Below are 16,904 nucleotides of genomic sequence, written 5' to 3'. Positions count from 1 at the left end.
GTTTGCCGAGCACGCATGACCCGGCGGAGTCCGCATCCGTCAACGAGGACGCTGACGCGCGCGCCGAGCGTTTCGAACGCGAAGCGATGCCCCTGCTGGACCAGCTGTACTCGGCGGCCATGCGCATGACGCGCAATCCGGCCGACGCCGAGGACCTGGTCCAGGAGACCTATCTCAAGGCCTATGGCGCATTCGCCTCCTTCAAGGCGGGTACGAACCTCAAGGCCTGGATGTACCGGATCCTGACCAACACCTACATCAACGGGTATCGCAAGCGGCAGCGCCAACCGCTGCAGCAGCCGACCGAGGAGATCACCGACTGGCAGCTCGCCAAGGCGGAGAGCCACACCTCACGTGGCCTGCGCTCGGCAGAGGTCGAGGCGATGGACAATCTCCCGGACACCGACGTCAAGGCAGCGCTGCAGCAGTTGCCGGAGGACTTCCGGCTCGCGGTGTACCTGGCGGATGTGGAGGGTTTCGCCTACAAGGAGATCGCTGAGATCATGGACACCCCCATCGGCACGGTGATGTCCCGGCTGCACCGTGGTCGCGGTCAGCTTCGTGACCTGCTCGCCGATGTGGCCAGGGACCGTGGTTTCATCCGTTCGTCCAAGCAGGAGGTGGCGGGGCGATGAACAACGCCTGCGGAGGCGACGAAGTCAACTGTGACGAGGCGCTGGCCGAGATCTACCTGCTCCTGGACCAGGAGTGCACGGCGGAGCACGAGGCCGAGCTGCGTCGCCACCTCGACGACTGCCCTCCGTGTCTCGAGCAGTACGGCATCGACGAGCAGATCAAGCAGCTACTTGCCCGCAAGTGCGGGGGCGAGCACGCGCCCGACGGCCTGAAGAGCCGCTTGCGCGCCTCCATCCGCAGGACGGTCGAGGAGCGCCGAGGGGTCACGGTCGAGCACACCGAGATCAGCGTCGAGCAACGCACCGAGTGACCTGAAGGGCGTAGCGAGAACCGCGGACCCCGAGGTCTCGCCACAAGCGCCGAGTACGACGAAGGGCCCCGTGCCGTACTGGCACCGGGGCCCTTCGTCGTAGCTGCGTGCGAACCCGACTCAGGTGTTGGGCTTCTTGCCGTGGTTCGCGCCGTTCTTCTTGCGGTCGCGACGCTTCCTCGCTCGCTTCGACATATCTGTCTCCTCGTGTGTCTGCGATCGGGCCCGCGCGGGGCACCCCACGGGGCTCCGGGCTGCCTACCAGTGTGTCACGTGCTGTCGGCCGTCGATGCCCGGCCCGTGCCGACACCCACTCGTTCTGATTGGATTGCGGTGGTCGAGTGCGCTCCGGAGAAGTGAGGTAGATCCGTGTCCACTCTTACCGAGCTACTCGGTGAGCACAGCAGGCTCTCCGGAGAGGCGGCCGACCATCTGCAGATGGTGGTCGCGGAATGGCAACTGCTCGCGGACCTGTCGTTCGCGGACTTCCTCCTCTGGGTTCCGGTGGACGACGGCGGTCACCTCGGCGACTCGGGTGAGTTCGTCTGTGCCGCCCAGGCGCGCCCTACCACCGCACCGACAGCGCACCCCGAGGACGTCGTGGGTACCCGGTTCACCACGGAGGACCACCCGCAGCTCGCCAGGGCGATGCGCGAGGTCCGCATCTGCCGCGAGGAGGACCCGCACTGGTACCTCGACCTGCCGATGCGCAGGGAGGCCATTCCGGTGGCCTTCCGTGGTGAGGTGATCGCGGTGTTGAGCCGGGAGACCAACCTCGCGGCGCCGAGGGTGCCGAGCCCGTTGGAGATCGCCTATCTGGGTAGTGCCGCCGACCTGTGCCAGATGATCGCCGACGGCACGTTCCCCACGGGTGGGACAGACGCCGACGTCCATACCAGCCCTCGTGTGGGTGATGGGCTCATCCGCCTGGACACAGGGGGAGGTGTGGTGTTCGCCAGCCCCAACGGGCTCTCGGCGTATCACCGGATGGGGCACGAGTCCGATCTGGTCGGCGCCAGGCTCGCGCCGCTGACCAGGTCGTTGATCCGTGACCCGTTCGACGCCACGGAGGTCTCGCATCGAATCCTCGACGCGCTGGCGGGGAAGCCGAGCAGCCGGATCGAGGTGGACTCGCGCAGGGGAGCGGTGGTGCTGTTCCGGGCGCTGCCGCTGCGGCCCTCTGGCCAGCCTGCCGGTGCGCTCGTACTGGTCCGGGACGTCACCGAGGTGAAGCGCAGGGATCGCGCGCTGTTGTCCAAGGACGCGACGATCCGGGAGATCCACCACAGGGTGAAGAACAACTTGCAGACCGTGGCCGCGCTCCTCCGGCTGCAGTCCCGGCGAACGCCCAGCCCAGAGGCCAAACAGGCACTCGGCGAGTCCGTCCGGCGGGTCGCGTCGATCGCGATGGTGCACGAAGCGCTGTCGATGTCGGTGGACGAGCGGGTCGATCTGGACAAGCTGCTCGACAACGTGCTGCCGATGGTCGGCGAAGTCGCCACCGCCGAGTCACAGGTCCGGCTTGCCCGTACCGGCTCCTTCGGCGTCGTGGCGGCCGAGATCGCGACCCCGCTGGTGATGGTGATCGCCGAACTCGTACAGAACGCGCTCGGACACGCCTTTCCGGACAGTAGGCCCGGCACAGTGGAGATCTTGGTCGAACGGTCCGCGCGCCGGATGGACGTGTTGATCCGCGACGACGGGCGCGGCCTTCCGCCGGGGTTCTCATTGGAACGCGCGGAGGGACTCGGACTGCAGATCGCGCGAACCCTGGTGGAATCGGAACTGCGGGGGTCACTGTCGTTGCGTGGTCCGGGGACCGGTGGAACCGAAGCGGCCCTGCGGATCCCACTGAGCCGTCGCCTCTGACGCGAGCTGGTTGGGGCAAAGAAAACGGACGAGCACGCAAACGTTCGAGGGTCGGCACCAGAAGATGGTGCCGACCCTCGAACGTGTATTGCGGGAGGCTCCTGCTCGACCAGGCTCCGGGGCCCGGCTCGGCAAAAGTCCAATTTAGACCAGACTGCGCTCCATCCGCCCTCCTGCGCCGGGCCGACGTCGCAATGTCCGGATGCGTGCCGTGAGGCACGCGCTAGCGAACCCGATCCTGATCGGCTCGTCAGCCGAGATCCGGTTCGCCGGGACTAACTACTTCGATTCACACAACTTCGGCGGAAACCGGTGATTACCGAATCCGCCGTAACTCATCGTTCCCTCAGGCGGTGTTGCTCGGCCGAACTCGTTCTTCGCTTGGCGTGCAACGCCTTCGCTCGTGACGAGAGTGACCATTCCGCCGGTTTGCATTGATCAGGCGTTACTACGTGTACCGATGTGAGCACGACGACGCTTGAGTGCGCGACGCTCGTCCTCGCTCATGCCGCCCCACACGCCGGCGTCCTGGCCGCTGGCCAGAGCCCAGGCCAGGCAGTCGGAAGCTACGGTGCAACGGTGGCACACGGATTTCGCCTCGGAGACCTGAAGAACAGCAGGACCGCTCGTTCCTACGGGGAAGAACAGTTCGGGGTCCTCGTCGCGGCAGGCTGCGCGGTGGCGCCAGTCCATTTCTGTGAACTCCTTATGAGGGCGCGGTACTCCACGCCACAGTCGTCTTGGCGGTCGTTTTTGGGTGCTTGTGAATGCTTTCACGAAGCACCGAGTTGGACAAGGGTTTTCCGAAGATCGGTGAGTGAGCTCACCCGGCCGAGCGACCGGCCTGACCTGCGGTTTCTGCCCGAAACGGCTCTTCTGGGGGAAGAGACGATGCGGTGAGTGGAGCATCTCCGTCGATGAGCGGCAATCAAAGTTTGCCGCTAGCGATCACCTGGATACTCCTGGCCGTCAGACAGCGACGGTCAGCGCGTTGGGCACGCTGATGAACTCCACGCTCGTCCGACGGCCGACCAGATCCCCGTCCACCTGAAAGTTTACCGGCTCTTCAGCATCAATGCGGACTATTTCCAGGTCGTCGTGACGTAGAAGACGTCGCCCGCGGTGCTTGCTGTTCGTCCGCAGCGCCTGACGCAGGTGCCGCAGCACACTCGGCAGACCGAGACTGCGCAGTGCGAACAGGCCCAATCCGGTGTCGAACGAACACTCGGTGTTGAGATGTACGGGTCGCGATCCCAGATAGCTCCATGGATCGGTGTTCGAGATGAAAGCCGTGCGCACCTCGTCAGGTTCCGCACCGGGAACCCGGACGGTGAGCCCTGGCCTGCCAAGCGGCGGCCTTAGGTAACTCGCCAGCGCGGTGCGCATGTACAGCGACGGGCCCGTGCGTTTGCCTCGCCTCCGGTCGACACCTGCCACGACGTCGGCATCCCAGCCGAGGCCGGCGTTGAAGGTGAACCAGCGGTCGTCGGCAAGGCCGAGACCGACCCGGCGGACGCGGCGTTCCTCGATCGCGTGCAGCAGGCGATGGGTGGCTTCGACCGGATCGCGCGGCAGGCCCAGCGCGCGGGCGAAGACGTTCGCCGAGCCGCCGGGAACAACTCCGAGCATGGGCACCGAATCGCCCCCCGGCCTGCCCGCGGTATCGGCGAGCAGTCCGTTGACGACCTCGTTCACCGTGCCGTCGCCGCCGTGTGCCACCACGAGGTCGATGTCGTCCCTGGCAGCCGTACGCGCCACCGCGAGGGCATGCCCGCGATAGTCAGTCTCCACGACGTCGAGTTTGACCTCGCTCGCCAATGCGTGCGCCAGGACATCGCGGCCACCGGGGGTGGTCGCGGTTGCCTGTGGATTGACGACGAGAACTGCACGCATTACCCGAGAGTAAGTGACATTGCCACCCGATTGGGCTGCTCTCGGGCATCGCGTGATGCGAAGCTCGTCACGCTCGCGACGACATACCTGGAGTCCTTCTGCCGGGCCTCCTCCGTTCGTCAGTGAAATCGACTGACTTTCGGCTGCCGTGACAAGTGCACCCGGGCGACCGCCCGCTCATCGACGACACCCTGATCTTCGCGCTCTCAGCGGGTCCGGGAAAACGGCCGACCGGGTGGCATACCATCGGAGGTGTTCACGCACGGTCACCCGGATAGGGCGATTCGTGCTCCGACCAGCAGTTCGGAAGGCCCGGTACCCGTGTCGCTCGCCGACAAGTTCTCCCCGGCCCCGCGCGAGGTCCGCCTTGCCGGTGGGCTGACCGCATTGCCGGGTTTGGTCATGTTCGCGCTGGCCGTGGCATTGCTGGTGAACTCCCTCACCAGGGCCGAGGGTGGGACCGAGAACATCTACGCCGAGGTCGTGTACTACGCCCTGATGGGTGCGGGCACGGTCGCCTGCGCCGTGGGCCTGGTCCTGGGCAAGACGTGGGCCCGTTCCCCCGGCGTCGTCGTCGGCCTGCTGCTCGCCGCGATCGGGTGGTATGCCGCGGGCCCGTCCGGGCAGCCTGCCATCGGCATCCCGCTGATCGCCGTCGGTGTCCTGATCGTCGTACTGCTGTTCCGCGTGCCGTCCAGGGCGTGGGCGCTGGGCCTGACGGAGGGCGAGAGCGAGGAGGACGCGGCCTGGCGCGACAGCGCGGAGGGCCGGGCGGCTCGCCGGGAACGCGAGGAGAACGGGTAGTCCCCCGCTGGGTTTCAGGCGGTCGCGGCCTTCTCCAGCGCCTCGTCGCTGAGCCGGTACACGGTCCACTCGTCCAACGGCTGTGCGCCCATCGACCGATAGAACTCGATCGCCGGACTGTTCCAGTTCAGGACCGACCACTCAAGCCGTCCGTATCCCTGCCGCACGCATTCGGCGGCCAGTTCGGTGAGCAGCGCCTTGCCCAGTCCCGAGCCGCGCATGCTCTGCCGGACGTACAGGTCCTCGAGGTAGATGCCGTGCACTCCGCGCCAGGTGGAGAAGTTGAGGAACCACAGGGCGCACCCGACCACCTCGCCCTCGATCTCAGCGACGTGGCCGAACAGGGCGGGCGTGGGGCCGAACAGGGCACGGTGCAGTTGCGCGGCATCGAGGTGGCATTCCTGGGGTGCCTTCTCGTACTCCGCGAGTTCGTGTACCAAGCCCACGACCGCGTCGATATCGGATTCACGGACGCGGCGGATGCGGTTGTCGGTCACGGTGGGCCTTTCAGCGTCAGTTCGGACGAGCCGGCGTCCACGATCAGGTAGCTAGACGCCTTTGGTGCTGCACGGCGTTGGTGTTCTCGGACACAACGCCGGGGGCCTCCGGTCGGCGCGGGGCCGGGTCAGACAGTTGCACAGGTCGGTGTCGTTCGCCAACAAGCTTTCAGCCAGGCAGCACGTTCAGTTGCCGGATCTGGGGCACGCCCCGTTCGTGGCCCAGAACGGTGACGCCGGCGGGGTCGAGTCTGAAGTGGACACCGGAGCCCGCGTCGAGTCCGAGCCACCTGGCCACGACGACGCGGCCGAAGTGCCCGTGACCGACAAGAAGCACATCGATGTCTCGTAATGCCTCATGGACGCGGTCGAGCACAGAGTCGGCTCGGGCCGACACCTGCGCCGCGCTCTCGCCGCCCGGACTGGGATGCGACCACACGGTCCAGCCAGGGACCGTGTGGCGGATCTCCTCTGTGGTGATGCCCTCGTAGTCGCCGTAGTCCCATTCCGCGAGGTCCTCGGTAATTTCCGCGACCTCGAGCCCGGCCAGCTCTGCCGTGCGCAGTGCCCGTTGCCGTGGGCTGGCGAACACGGTGACGGGGGTGGTGTCGCCGCGCAGCGACCGCAAGGCCTCGCCCGCCGCTACGGCCTGTTTCTCGCCCTCCTCGGTGAGCGGGATATCGGTGTAGCCGGTGTGCCTGCCGCTCGCCGACCACTCCGTCTTTCCGTGCCGGATCAAGTACAGCCGATGTTCCACAGGTGCGAATATAGTCGCCGTCGAACTAAGCTACCGATCAGTAACCTGCGGCTGGGTGATGGCCGCCAACCGGCGAACGGAGAGACACGATGCCCCAGAACCCCACTTTCGCGATGTGGCGGAAACTGGTGGAACGGCCTGGTGGGAAGCAGTTGTTCTCGGCAGCGATGTGCCTGCGGGTGCCCTACTTCCGGACGGTGCTGCCCGCCGTGCGCGAGCTCGAACCCGGCCGGTGTGTGGTGAGCGCACCGAAGTGGTGGGGCGTGCACAACCACATCGGCACGTTCCACGCGATCGCTGCATGCAATCTCGCGGAGATCGCCATGGGGATGCTGGCCGAGGCGACCGTGCCCGCCACTCACCGCTGGCTGCCGAAGGGGATGACCGTCGAGTACGTCGCGAAGGCGGAGACCGGGCTGACGGCGGTGGCCGAACTCGCCGAGCTTCCCGAGTTCGGCGCAGCGGGCGCCGAACTCGACGTTCCGATCACGATCTCCGACCGCAACGGCAAGCCGGTGGTCACCGGCACCATCACGATCTGGGTCACTCCGCGAAAGTAGGCGCGTACGAGCGCACGGCCACATACGTCGCCTGCCGCAGGGTGTCTCGCCGGACGGTGCGGTCAGGTCGAGTCAGCGGTTGAGTAGCCGTCCGAGCACATCCAGGAACGCCCGGAGGGGAGCGCCGGGTCTTCGCCGAGCTGGGCCGAACGGGTGGAATAAACGGCGTTAACAGAGGTGGCGTGAACGGCGTTTACCCAATTGCTTGCCATGGTCTCCCACCTCACGAGACGGTGCACAGCATGCCCCCTTCCGCACTGTCTCGTCGTCGCTTCCTCGGCCTCGCCGCACTGAACTCGGCGGCGGCCGTGGGATTGACGTCCATCTCCACCGCTCCCGCCGCCGCCTCCTCGGCGACGACCTACTCGCCCGCCATCGTGATCGGCACCGGCTACGGGGCAGCCGTGACCGCACTACGCCTCGGCGAGGCGGGCATCCCCACCCTCATGCTCGAGATGGGGCAGCTGTGGAACTCGCCTGGAGCGGACGGCAACATCTTCTGTTCGATGCTCACGCCGGACGAGCGCTCGATGTGGTTCAAGAGTCGAACCGAGGCGCCGCTCGCCTCGTTCCTCTGGCTGGATGTGGCCAACCGTGACATCCGCCCTTATGCGGGAGTGCTGGACCGGGTGCACCACGGCGATATGTCGGTGTTCCTCGGCCGGGGTGTCGGTGGTGGATCGCTCGTCAACGGCGCGATGGCCGTGACCCCACGCAGGGACTACTTCGCCGAGATCCTGCCCGAGGTCGACGCGGACGAGATGTACGACACCTACTTCCCCAGGGCGAATGCCGAACTGGGGGTGAACGAGGTGGACCGCGACTGGTTCGAGACCTGTCGCGCGTACGCCTACGCGCGGGTGTCCCGCAAGCACGCGGAAAAGGCGGGCTTGACCACCACGTTCGTGCCGAGTGTTTACGAGTTCGACTACCTGGAGCGGGAAGAGGCGCAGCTCGTGCCGAGGTCGGCGCTCGCATCCGAGGTGATCTACGGCAACAACCACGGGAAACTCTCGCTCGACCGGACCTATCTCGCCGCTGCGCTCGGCACGGGCAACGTGACCATTCAGACGCTGCACGAGGTGCGCGACATCGTCCGGCAGCAGGACGGCACATACACCCTGTCGGTCCGTGAACTCGACCCGGATGGGGGAGTCGTCGCCGTCCGGCAGATCAGCACCCGGCACCTCTTCCTCGGTGCGGGCAGCGTCGGCTCCACCGAGTTGTTGTTGCGGGCCAGGGAGACCGGCAGGCTGCCGGATCTCGACGAGCAGGTCGGTCAGGGGTGGGGCACCAACGGCAACGTGATGCTCGGCAGGGCCAACCACATCTGGGACACCACCGGCACCCTGCAATCCGGTATGCCCGCGCTGGGAATCGACAACTGGGACGACCCGGTGCATCCGGTGTTCGCCGAGATCGCTCCGGTGCCGGCTGGACTGGAAACCTGGGTGAGCCTATATCTGGCGATCACCAAGAACCCCGAGCGCGGTCACTTCACCTACGACGCCACGACGGACTCCGCGAGGCTGCACTGGGCCGAGTCGCAGGGGCAACCGTCCATCGACGCGGCGAAGGCGCTGTTCGACAGGATCAACAGCGCGAACTCGACCATCTACCGCACCGACCTCTTCGGGGACACCCGAGCATTCGAGAACCGGTTCACCTACCACCCGCTCGGTGGCGCCGTGCTCGGCCAGGCCACGGACCTGTTCGGCAGGGTGAAGGGTTACCCCAACCTCTACGTCACCGACGGCGCACTGATCCCAGGCAGTACGGGCGTCAACCCGTTCGTCACGATCACCGCGCTGGCCGAGCGGAACATCGAGCGGGTGCTGGCCGAGGACTTCGCCGGAAGCAGGTAGGGCAGGCCCTGGCCAGGTCGTCCCGCCCCCTCGCACTTTCCCGGGAAAGTGCGAGGGGGCGGGACTCCCGTCGCAGGTCACGCGCGTGGTGTCCCGCGCTTTCCCGGGAAAGTGCGAGGTTCAGTTGGCGCGCAGCGCCTCGTAGTGGGCGAGGCAGTCCGCGTACCGCGGGAGCAGTCCCGCCGTCTCGGCCTCGGCCAGTGTGGGGGCCGAGACGTCCTTCTCCGAGAGCACGGGTTCGAGGTCGGTGGGCCACGGCAGGCCGAGGTCGGGATCGAGCGGAGCGATGCCGTGCTCGCCTGCCGGGTTGTAGCCGGTCGAGCACAGGTAGGTCATGACCGTGTCGTCCTCGAGCGCGATGAAGCCGTGGCCGAGCCCCTCCGCGAGATACACCGCCCTGCAGTCGGCGCCGTCCAGTCGCACCGCGTCCCAGCGGCCGAAGGTGGGCGAGCCCACCCGTACGTCGACCACGACGTCCAGCAGGGCACCGTGGGCGCACGAGACGTACTTCGCCTGCCCTGGCGGGGTGTCGGCAAAATGAACTCCCCGGATGGTTCCACGCACCGACCTGCTGTGGTTGACCTGCGCGAGATGGAGCTGGTGCCCGACCTTCTTGACGAAAGCGGGCTCCTGGAACGGCGCGACGAACAAGCCACGGTGGTCCGGAAACGTCTTGGGGGTGAACTCGAATGCGTCCCGTACGGCCAACTCTCGCGCGTCCATGCCCGACACCCTATCCAGGGCCAACCAAACCGGACGGACGTCTTGCGAATGGCTGTGTGACCTGCACTTATTCGATCAATTGTGTGACCTCAGCCGCACCGAGGGATCGCAACCGGTACCCGGCCTGTCACACTGATGTGACCGCCGCGTTCGCGGTCATGCCGCACCACGGCCAATCGACGGACGCCTCGCCGGTGACCTGCGCTACCGCGCCTGGATCGCCGTGCTGGAGGAGCTCATGTCACCGGGGACGATAATGCGGAGTCATCCGCAGTCGGCCCCAACCCCGCAACTTCGGGAGAACTGAAGTGTCCAACGTTCACGTCGCGAGGCCGGCGATCGATCTGATGACAGGAAACGCAATGAACGACCAGGTCAGCAAGGACACCGCCGCGCAGGCGTCGCCGCCGGTCTCGGGCGACACCTCACCGGTGACCGACGACGAGATCTTTCGCGGTCACGAGGGCGGCAAGCTCTCGGTGGCGGCGACGCGGCCGATCTCGCAGCCCCGTGACCTGTCCATTGCCTACACGCCGGGTGTGGCCAAGGTGAGCAGGGCGATCGCCGAGGACGCCTCCCTCGCCGAGCGCTACACCTGGGCGGACCGGCTGGTGGTCGTCGTCAGCGACGGCACCGCTGTGCTCGGCCTCGGCGACATCGGTGCCAGCGCGTCGCTGCCGGTCATGGAGGGCAAGTCGGTGCTTTTCAAGACCTTCGCCGGGCTCGACTCCATTCCCCTCGTGCTCGACACCACAGACGTGGACGAGATCGTCGAGACGCTGGTGCGGCTACGTCCCTCCTTTGGCGCGGTCAACCTCGAGGACATCTCCGCGCCTCGGTGCTTCGAGCTGGAGGCGAAGGTCAAGGAGGCCCTGGACTGCCCGGTCATGCACGATGACCAGCACGGCACGGCCATCGTGGCGCTCGCCGCACTGCGTGGTGCCAACCTCGTGCTGGACCGGGCGATGCCCGGCCAGCGTGTGGTGATCTCCGGAGCGGGCGCCGCGGGAGTCGCATGCGCCAGGATCCTGCAGGCCGCGGGGATCGGCGACGTGGTCGTGCTCGACTCGAAGGGGATCATCCACCCCGGCAGGGACAACCTGAACCCGATCAAGGAAGAGCTGGCCGCGACGACCAACTCGGAGGGTCTGCGCGGCGGGCTCGCGGAGGCGCTGAAGGGCGCCGACGTGTTCCTCGGGCTGTCCGGATCGACGATCGACGAATCCCTGCTGGCCACGATGGCCAAGGACTCGATCGTGTTCGCGCTGTCCAACCCGGATCCCGAGGTGCACCCCGCGGTCGCGGCGCGCTACGCCGCCGTCGTGGCCACCGGACGCAGCGACTTCCCGAACCAGATCAACAACGTCCTCGCGTTCCCCGGTGTGTTCCGTGGTGCGCTGGATGCGGGTGCGCGGGCGATCACCGAGAACATGAAGCTCGCCGCGGCGGATGCCATCGTGGCCGTCGCCTCCGACGACCTGGCCGCCGACCGCATCGTGCCGAGCCCGCTGGACCCGCGGGTCGCGCCCGAGGTCGCCGCCGCCGTGGCGAAGGCGGCCGCCCAGGACGGCGTCACGGCCTGACCCTGGCATTTCCGGCGCGGCCACTTCGGGCTTTCCTGCCCGAAGTGGCCGCGCCGGTCTCAGCTGAGTGCCTCGGCGAGTTCGGCGATGCGGTGGCGGGCGACGTCGATCAGGCGGAGGTCGAGCAGGCCGGGAGCGATGGCCGCCATACGTTCGCGGGCCTCGTTCTTGGTCGTCGTACTCCCGGAAGCGGCGATCAGCGCCTCGCGCCCGGTGTTGCCCAGCTTGCCGTGTGCCCTCGTCCAGATCGCGTGCCGGACGGCCTCCGCCCCCTGTGGTGGCGCGACGGCCACCGCGACCACCACCGCATGCGAGTTGTCCGGTGTGCTGCGCAACAGCCGGAGCCGGTACTTCGGGCCGAGCAGATCGGACAGCCGGCGCTGGGCATCGGCGTTGGCCAGGTCCGGGTGAGCGTTGGGCAGCAACACCGCGACCCGCTCGGCGTTCACCGCGAGCAGGGCTCGTAGCAACCACGGTCCGGGATCCGCGGTGAGGTCCATCGCGATGGCGGTGCCTGCCGGCGCGGACACCGGTTTCGCCCAGTCCGGCTTCCGGCGTTCGACGCGATCCATACCCTCACCGGCGATGTCGGACAGCGCCGAAAGTAGTTCGGGTGCGGTGCCCGCCGACTCCACCGACTGTGGGCCGTGGGTGTAGATCCCGGGCTGTCCCTTGCCGCCGCGTGGTCTGCGTGGTTGCCCGCTGGGCTGACAGACGTAGAGGTCCGCCGCACTGCCGATGGCCTGCGCTCCGTGGTAGCGGTGGAAGCCCGGCACGATGCTCTCGAACACCAGCCCCAGCCCGGCGAGTTCGCGCTGGACCTGCGCGCCGAGTGCGGGATGGCGGGGGCTGTAGCCGTAGGCGAGTAACAGCCGGCCTTTCGGCGGATCGGCGAGGCATTCGACACCGCGGGCGGCGAACAGTGCCATTCCCGCTGGGGTGTACGGCGGATCGCTGAACACCAGATCGGCACGGCCGGTGACCGCGGGGGGAAGCCCGACCCGCAGATCGGCGTGCACCGTCGCGACGCTTCGATCGCTGTGCCGGTCGAGGTACTCCAGCACCCGATCGTCCACATCCACCACGGTGATCTCCGCCTCGGGCCGGATCAGCCGAACGGCGAGCGAGGTGAGATCGTGATCACCCAGCAGCACGAGTCTGTTGTGTCCCAGGTCGTACTGTTCGTCCAGCCACATCGCCCTGCGCAGCACGGTCTCCGCCGTAGCCTGCACATGGTCCAAAGCGGGCAGTGGCGGGGGTACGTCCTGGATGTACTCCGCCACTGTCGCGAGGAGATCGGCGGCCAGGCCGGTTTCGCCGGCCGGTCCCGTGTCGAGGTGTGCGTACGCCGGGGCGACATCGGTGCGCAGCCGGAAGGCGTCGCCGTCGCGTTCGAGGTCGTCGCCTAGTGCGTCCAGCAGTTCCTGCAGGCTGCGCCGTGGCGCGGCCGAGTCACGGACCAGCCGGTCGAAGTCCTGCCAACCGGACCGGAGCCTGGTGATCGCCACTCTCAACGGCCGGGTGTGCACGCCGTGCTCGGCGAGGATCTTGTCCAGTGGAGTCACCATTGGACACAGCTTAGAGCCTGTCCACGACGTGAGCTGCGATGCCGTGGCCGGTGACGTGGGATAGCGTTCTGCCGACCGGCCGAGGCCGTGAAGAGGGAGGCAACCGGTGGGAATCGAGTTCCAGGGCGCGACCAAGAGGTATCCCGGCGGGACGGTGGCGGTGGACAGCCTCGACCTGACCGTGGAGGACGGAACGATCACCGTGTTCGTCGGGCCTTCGGGGTGCGGCAAGACAACCTCCCTGCGGATGATCAACCGCATGGTCGAGCCGACAGAGGGCGCGGTTTTGGTCGACGGCAAGGACATCCGCGACTCCGATCCCGCACTGTTGCGCAGGGGAATCGGCTACGTCATCCAGCACGCCGGCCTGTTTCCACACAGGACGGTACTCAGCAACGTGGCCACCGTGCCGTTGCTGGCGGGCTGGGACAAAGCCAGGGCTCGCAGGCGCGCTGCCGAACTGCTGGAGATCGTCGGGCTGCCCGCCGAACTGGGCAAGCGCTACCCCGCGCAGCTGTCCGGGGGCCAGCAGCAACGGGTCGGTGTCGCGCGGGCCCTTGCCGCGGACTCCCCGGTGCTGTTGATGGACGAACCGTTCTCCGCAGTGGATCCGGTGGTGCGTGAAGGTCTGCAGGACGAGTTGCTGCGACTGCAGTCCCAATTGGGCAAGACGATCGTGTTCGTCACCCACGACATCGACGAGGCTATCCGGCTCGGTGACAAGGTCGCGGTGCTGCGGGTCGGCGGAAAGCTCGCGCAGTACGGCACTCCCGCCGACGTACTCCGGCACCCGGTGGACGACTTCGTCGCGTCCTTCGTCGGCCGCGACCGCGGTTACCGGGGGCTCTCCTTCCTCTCGGCGAAGGGAGTGCGCGTCGAGGAGGTCCCGACGGTCGAACTGGGTCGCGAGGTCGCCGGGCAGGTGGGCGAATGGCTGCTGGCCGTGAACAGCGCGGGCGAGCCGCGCGGCTGGTTGCCCCCGGAGTCTTTTGTGGACGGTGTATTGAGCGAAGCGGAGTTGGCCGCGGGAGGCTCGCTCTACCTGGAGGGAACTCCGATCCGGGGCGCGCTGGACGCGGCACTGTCCTCGCCGGCCAGTCTGGGCGTGGTGGTGGACGCCGAAGGCAGGGCCATCGGAGCGGTCACCGCGCGACAGGTCCTCGACGTCATCGAGAACCATCCGGAGGGCGTGACCGGCCGTGAGTGACAGGAGTCAGAGCCCTGGCGACTCGATCGCGGAACCGAGTTCCCAGACAGGCACTGAGTTCTTCGCCGAACTGGGCCGTTATCTCGGTAGCGCGAACACTCGCCTGCAGTTGCTCGGAAACCTGCTGGAGCACATTTACCTGGCACTCGTGCCGCTGGTGCTCGGCATCGTGCTCGCCGTGGTCGCGGGCTGGGCCGGGAAACGGTGGCCAAGGACGCGCCCCGCCCTGCTGGTCGCTTCGAACCTGCTCTACACGATCCCCTCGCTCGCGTTGTTCGTGGTGATTCCGGGCATCATCGGCTCGAAGATCCTGGACAGCATCAATGTGGTGCTGGCATTGACCCTCTACACCGCGGCGTTGCTCGTGCGGCCCGTGCTCGACGCGCTCGATGCGGTGCCGCCACACGTGATCTCGGCGGCTACCGCCCTGGGGTATCGGCCCGCCCGCCGCTTCCTCGGAGTGGAGTTGCCACTGGCGGTGCCGGTACTGACCGCAGGCGTACGGGTCGCTTCGGTCAGCAACATCAGCCTGGTCAGCGTCGGTGCGCTGATCGGTACCGGGGGGCTTGGCGTGCTGTTCACCGACGGCTTCCAGCGGGAGTACTTCTCGCCGATCGTCGTCGGCATCGTACTGACCCTTGCCCTGGCGCTGGTGGTCGATCTGCTGCTCGTGCTGCTGCGCAACGTCCTCACCCCGTGGCGGAGCGCGGGTAACGCGAGTGCTCCGGTGGAGGTGAAGACCGCATGATCGCGGAGACCATCTCCTGGTTCGGTGATCCGGCCAATTGGCAGGGCGTGGACGGCGTTCCGGCCAGGCTGCTGGAACACGCCGCGTATGTCCTGTCCGCGCTGGCGATCGCCGCCGCGGTCGCGGTTCCGCTCGGCCTCTACGTCGGGCACACCGGTCGCGGCGCCGTGACGCTGGTGGGTGGCGGGAACTCGGTTCGCGCACTGCCGACGCTCGGGCTCGTCACCTTCCTGTTCCTGCTGTTCTCCGACAGCGAGACGGCGACGATGATCGGCCTCGTGGTGCTCGGTATCCCGTCGATTCTCGCGGGCACCTACGCCGGGCTGCAGGCCACCGATCACGAGGTGGTCGACGCGGCCGAGGGAATGGGCATGACCGGCTGGCAGCGGTTGTGGAAGGTGGAAGTGCCCATCGCGCTTCCACTCATGCTCGGAGGTGTCCGCAACGCGGCGCTGCAACTGGTCGCCACGGCCGCGGTCGCGGCGTACGTCGGCCTCGGCGGCTTCGGTCGCTACGTGCTCGACGGGCTGGCCGTCTTCGACTACGGCGAGGTGGTGGCCGGTGCGCTGCTGACCGCGTTGCTGGCCGTGGTGTTCGACCTCGCGATCGGTGGGGTGCAACGCGCCCTGGTACCGAAGGGTGTCCGGCTGGCCGCGGACGCGGGAGCCGGAATGCAGGTCTCAGGGGAGGAGGTCGCCTGATGCGCAGTTCTTTCCGCGCCAGGATGGCAGCGGTGGTGGCCGGGGCGGCCCTGCTCCTGTCGGCATGTGGGAACCCGCTGCAGGGCGGAGCCGAGGGCGGGGCGGAAGGCGAGATCGTCATCGGCTCCTCGGACGTGGGTGAGAGCCTGCTGCTGGCGCAGATCTACGCGGGAGCGTTGCGGAACGCGGGTTCGGAGAACGTCACGGTGCGTCCACCCGTGGGCGGTCGTGAGGTCGTGGTGCAGGCGTTGCGGGACCGATCGTTGTCGCTCGTGCCGGACTACAGCGGAAATCTGCTGCGCTACTTCGACCCGGACTCGGAGGCGACAACGCCGGAGGAGGTCTACGCCGAACTGCGACAGACCCTCCCGGACGGCTTCCGGGTGCTGGAGCAGGCGCCCGCGCAGGACACGGACGTTCTCGTCATCAGGCAGGAGCTGGCGGACACGGGTATCAGCACGATCTCGGATCTCGCTCCGCACTGCGACGATCTGGTGTTCGGTGGGCCTGGCCAGTGGGCCGATCGATGGAAGGTCAAGATCAAGGAACTGTACGGCTGCGAGTTCCGCGAAATCCGGGTCACCGACACCGGGGGACCGGTGACGGTTGAGGCACTGCGTTCGGGAGAGGTTCAGGTGGCCGACCTGTTCAGCACCTCGGCCACCATCGAGAGCAACGGGTTCGTCCCCTTGGTGGACGATAAGAACATGTTTCCTGCGCAGAACATAGTGCCGCTGGTGGCACGAGGGACATTGTCCGAGCGTGAGGAGCGGGCGCTGAATGATCTCTCCGCGGTGCTGACCACCGAGAAGCTGACCGAACTGAACGTGGAGTTCAGCACGGAGAAGCGTAATCCGCTGGACATCGCCGAGGAGTTTCTGCGCGAGAACGGCCTCACGTAAACGATGTGAGATTATTTCCGACAGTTACAACATGTTAACAATCGTTGGCATTCGGGTCGCTAAACCGATTCTGAATGCCTACTAAAGTCGGTTGTTTCGAACCAACTTTAGTAGCAGGCCGTTCGAGTGGTTTCAGCGCCAGAAATGTGCTTGATGCTACCGAAGTACTGGCGCAAATGGCGGCAGTGTGCAGTTTACTGCATTCAGCCGGTTACCGCGAAGCCTTGCCGGGGCGGTCTGCTTCATCCAAAAGGACGTGGCCAATGCCTTGCTGTGTAAGG

General features: G+C 67.1%; 18 protein-coding genes. 11 read left to right on the top strand and 7 right to left on the bottom strand.

What is annotated here, in order from left to right:
- Positions 1 to 2 precede the first annotated feature (2 nt).
- Positions 3 to 635 (top strand): sigma-70 family RNA polymerase sigma factor, encoded by a 633-nt coding sequence (locus D0C15_RS15480; protein ID WP_116045842.1) that lies wholly within the window; start codon positions 3 to 5, stop codon positions 633 to 635.
- The gene (gene rsrA, locus D0C15_RS15475; RefSeq protein ID WP_116045754.1) at positions 632 to 946 is read left to right on the top strand and encodes a mycothiol system anti-sigma-R factor; all 315 of its coding nucleotides are present in this window, start codon (positions 632 to 634) and stop codon (positions 944 to 946) included. Before D0C15_RS15480 ends, rsrA begins: the two co-directional genes overlap by 4 nt.
- Before the next feature lie 120 nt (positions 947 to 1,066).
- On the opposite strand, the gene D0C15_RS35725 is transcribed toward rsrA, so the two are convergent.
- Positions 1,067 to 1,141, bottom strand: a complete 75-nt coding sequence (locus tag D0C15_RS35725; RefSeq protein ID WP_425455399.1) for a 50S ribosomal protein bL37 — start codon at positions 1,139 to 1,141, stop codon at positions 1,067 to 1,069.
- A 174-nt stretch (positions 1,142 to 1,315) separates the two neighbouring features.
- On the opposite strand from D0C15_RS35725, the gene D0C15_RS15470 reads away from it, so the two are divergent.
- Positions 1,316 to 2,815 carry a sensor histidine kinase gene (locus D0C15_RS15470; protein ID WP_116045752.1) on the top strand — a complete coding sequence of 500 codons (1,500 nt, stop codon included), beginning with the start codon at positions 1,316 to 1,318 and terminating at the stop codon, positions 2,813 to 2,815.
- Positions 2,816 to 3,253: 438 nt separating this feature from the next.
- Here the strand turns inward: D0C15_RS15470 and D0C15_RS15465 are convergent, their stop codons facing one another.
- Both D0C15_RS15465 and D0C15_RS15460 read right to left on the bottom strand, forming a co-directional pair.
- The gene (locus D0C15_RS15465) at positions 3,254 to 3,508 is read right to left on the bottom strand and encodes a WhiB family transcriptional regulator (protein WP_116045749.1); all 255 of its coding nucleotides are present in this window, start codon (positions 3,506 to 3,508) and stop codon (positions 3,254 to 3,256) included.
- A 276-nt stretch (positions 3,509 to 3,784) separates the two neighbouring features.
- Positions 3,785 to 4,708, bottom strand: a complete 924-nt coding sequence (locus D0C15_RS15460; protein WP_116045746.1) for a diacylglycerol/lipid kinase family protein — start codon at positions 4,706 to 4,708, stop codon at positions 3,785 to 3,787.
- Between the two features lie 321 nt (positions 4,709 to 5,029).
- Between D0C15_RS15460 and D0C15_RS15455 the strand changes: the two genes are divergently transcribed.
- On the top strand, positions 5,030 to 5,512 hold the full coding sequence (locus tag D0C15_RS15455) for a hypothetical protein (protein WP_116045743.1): 483 nt from the start codon (positions 5,030 to 5,032) through the stop codon (positions 5,510 to 5,512).
- Positions 5,513 to 5,526: 14 nt separating this feature from the next.
- Here D0C15_RS15455 and D0C15_RS15450 read toward each other — a convergent pair whose 3' ends face one another.
- Positions 5,527 to 6,009: a GNAT family N-acetyltransferase gene (locus D0C15_RS15450; protein ID WP_116045740.1), complete on the bottom strand. Its 483-nt coding sequence runs from the start codon at positions 6,007 to 6,009 to the stop codon at positions 5,527 to 5,529.
- A gap of 169 nt (positions 6,010 to 6,178) precedes the next feature.
- A complete protein-coding gene (locus tag D0C15_RS15445; RefSeq protein WP_116045738.1) occupies positions 6,179 to 6,766 on the bottom strand; it encodes an acid phosphatase in 588 nt (195 codons plus the stop codon).
- An 89-nt stretch (positions 6,767 to 6,855) separates the two neighbouring features.
- Here D0C15_RS15445 and D0C15_RS15440 point away from each other — a divergent pair, with 89 nt between their 5' ends.
- Both D0C15_RS15440 and D0C15_RS15435 read left to right on the top strand, forming a co-directional pair.
- Positions 6,856 to 7,326, top strand: coding sequence for a hotdog fold domain-containing protein (locus tag D0C15_RS15440; RefSeq protein WP_116045735.1), 471 nt, complete (start codon positions 6,856 to 6,858; stop codon positions 7,324 to 7,326).
- A 242-nt stretch (positions 7,327 to 7,568) separates the two neighbouring features.
- A complete protein-coding gene (locus D0C15_RS15435; protein WP_116045733.1) occupies positions 7,569 to 9,191 on the top strand; it encodes a GMC oxidoreductase in 1,623 nt (540 codons plus the stop codon).
- A 120-nt stretch (positions 9,192 to 9,311) separates the two neighbouring features.
- Here the strand turns inward: D0C15_RS15435 and D0C15_RS15430 are convergent, their stop codons facing one another.
- Positions 9,312 to 9,914: a dTDP-4-dehydrorhamnose 3,5-epimerase family protein gene (locus D0C15_RS15430; RefSeq protein ID WP_116045730.1), complete on the bottom strand. Its 603-nt coding sequence runs from the start codon at positions 9,912 to 9,914 to the stop codon at positions 9,312 to 9,314.
- Positions 9,915 to 10,276: 362 nt separating this feature from the next.
- On the opposite strand from D0C15_RS15430, the gene D0C15_RS15425 reads away from it, so the two are divergent.
- Positions 10,277 to 11,497: an NAD(P)-dependent malic enzyme gene (locus tag D0C15_RS15425; protein WP_116045839.1), complete on the top strand. Its 1,221-nt coding sequence runs from the start codon at positions 10,277 to 10,279 to the stop codon at positions 11,495 to 11,497.
- A 59-nt stretch (positions 11,498 to 11,556) separates the two neighbouring features.
- On the opposite strand, the gene D0C15_RS15420 is transcribed toward D0C15_RS15425, so the two are convergent.
- On the bottom strand, positions 11,557 to 13,065 hold the full coding sequence (locus D0C15_RS15420; protein WP_116045728.1) for a bis-aminopropyl spermidine synthase family protein: 1,509 nt from the start codon (positions 13,063 to 13,065) through the stop codon (positions 11,557 to 11,559).
- A gap of 106 nt (positions 13,066 to 13,171) precedes the next feature.
- Here D0C15_RS15420 and D0C15_RS15415 point away from each other — a divergent pair, with 106 nt between their 5' ends.
- The 4 genes from D0C15_RS15415 to D0C15_RS15400 are packed head-to-tail and all read left to right on the top strand — an operon-like array spanning position 13,172 to position 16,623.
- Positions 13,172 to 14,272 carry an ABC transporter ATP-binding protein gene (locus tag D0C15_RS15415; RefSeq protein WP_116045725.1) on the top strand — a complete coding sequence of 367 codons (1,101 nt, stop codon included), beginning with the start codon at positions 13,172 to 13,174 and terminating at the stop codon, positions 14,270 to 14,272.
- Positions 14,273 to 14,297: 25 nt separating this feature from the next.
- Positions 14,298 to 15,020 carry an ABC transporter permease gene (locus tag D0C15_RS15410; RefSeq protein WP_116045837.1) on the top strand — a complete coding sequence of 241 codons (723 nt, stop codon included), beginning with the start codon at positions 14,298 to 14,300 and terminating at the stop codon, positions 15,018 to 15,020.
- A complete protein-coding gene (locus tag D0C15_RS15405) occupies positions 15,017 to 15,721 on the top strand; it encodes an ABC transporter permease (protein ID WP_116045723.1) in 705 nt (234 codons plus the stop codon). Before D0C15_RS15410 ends, D0C15_RS15405 begins: the two co-directional genes overlap by 4 nt.
- 23 nt (positions 15,722 to 15,744) lie before the next feature.
- Positions 15,745 to 16,623, top strand: coding sequence for an ABC transporter substrate-binding protein (locus tag D0C15_RS15400; RefSeq protein WP_116045721.1), 879 nt, complete (start codon positions 15,745 to 15,747; stop codon positions 16,621 to 16,623).
- Positions 16,624 to 16,904: the final 281 nt, after the last annotated feature.

The sequence above is a fragment of the Amycolatopsis palatopharyngis genome (genome assembly GCF_003385185.1).
GTDB classification, from domain to species: Bacteria; Actinomycetota; Actinomycetes; order Mycobacteriales; family Pseudonocardiaceae; genus Amycolatopsis; species Amycolatopsis palatopharyngis.
This window is presented reverse-complemented; position numbering and strand designations above follow the sequence as displayed.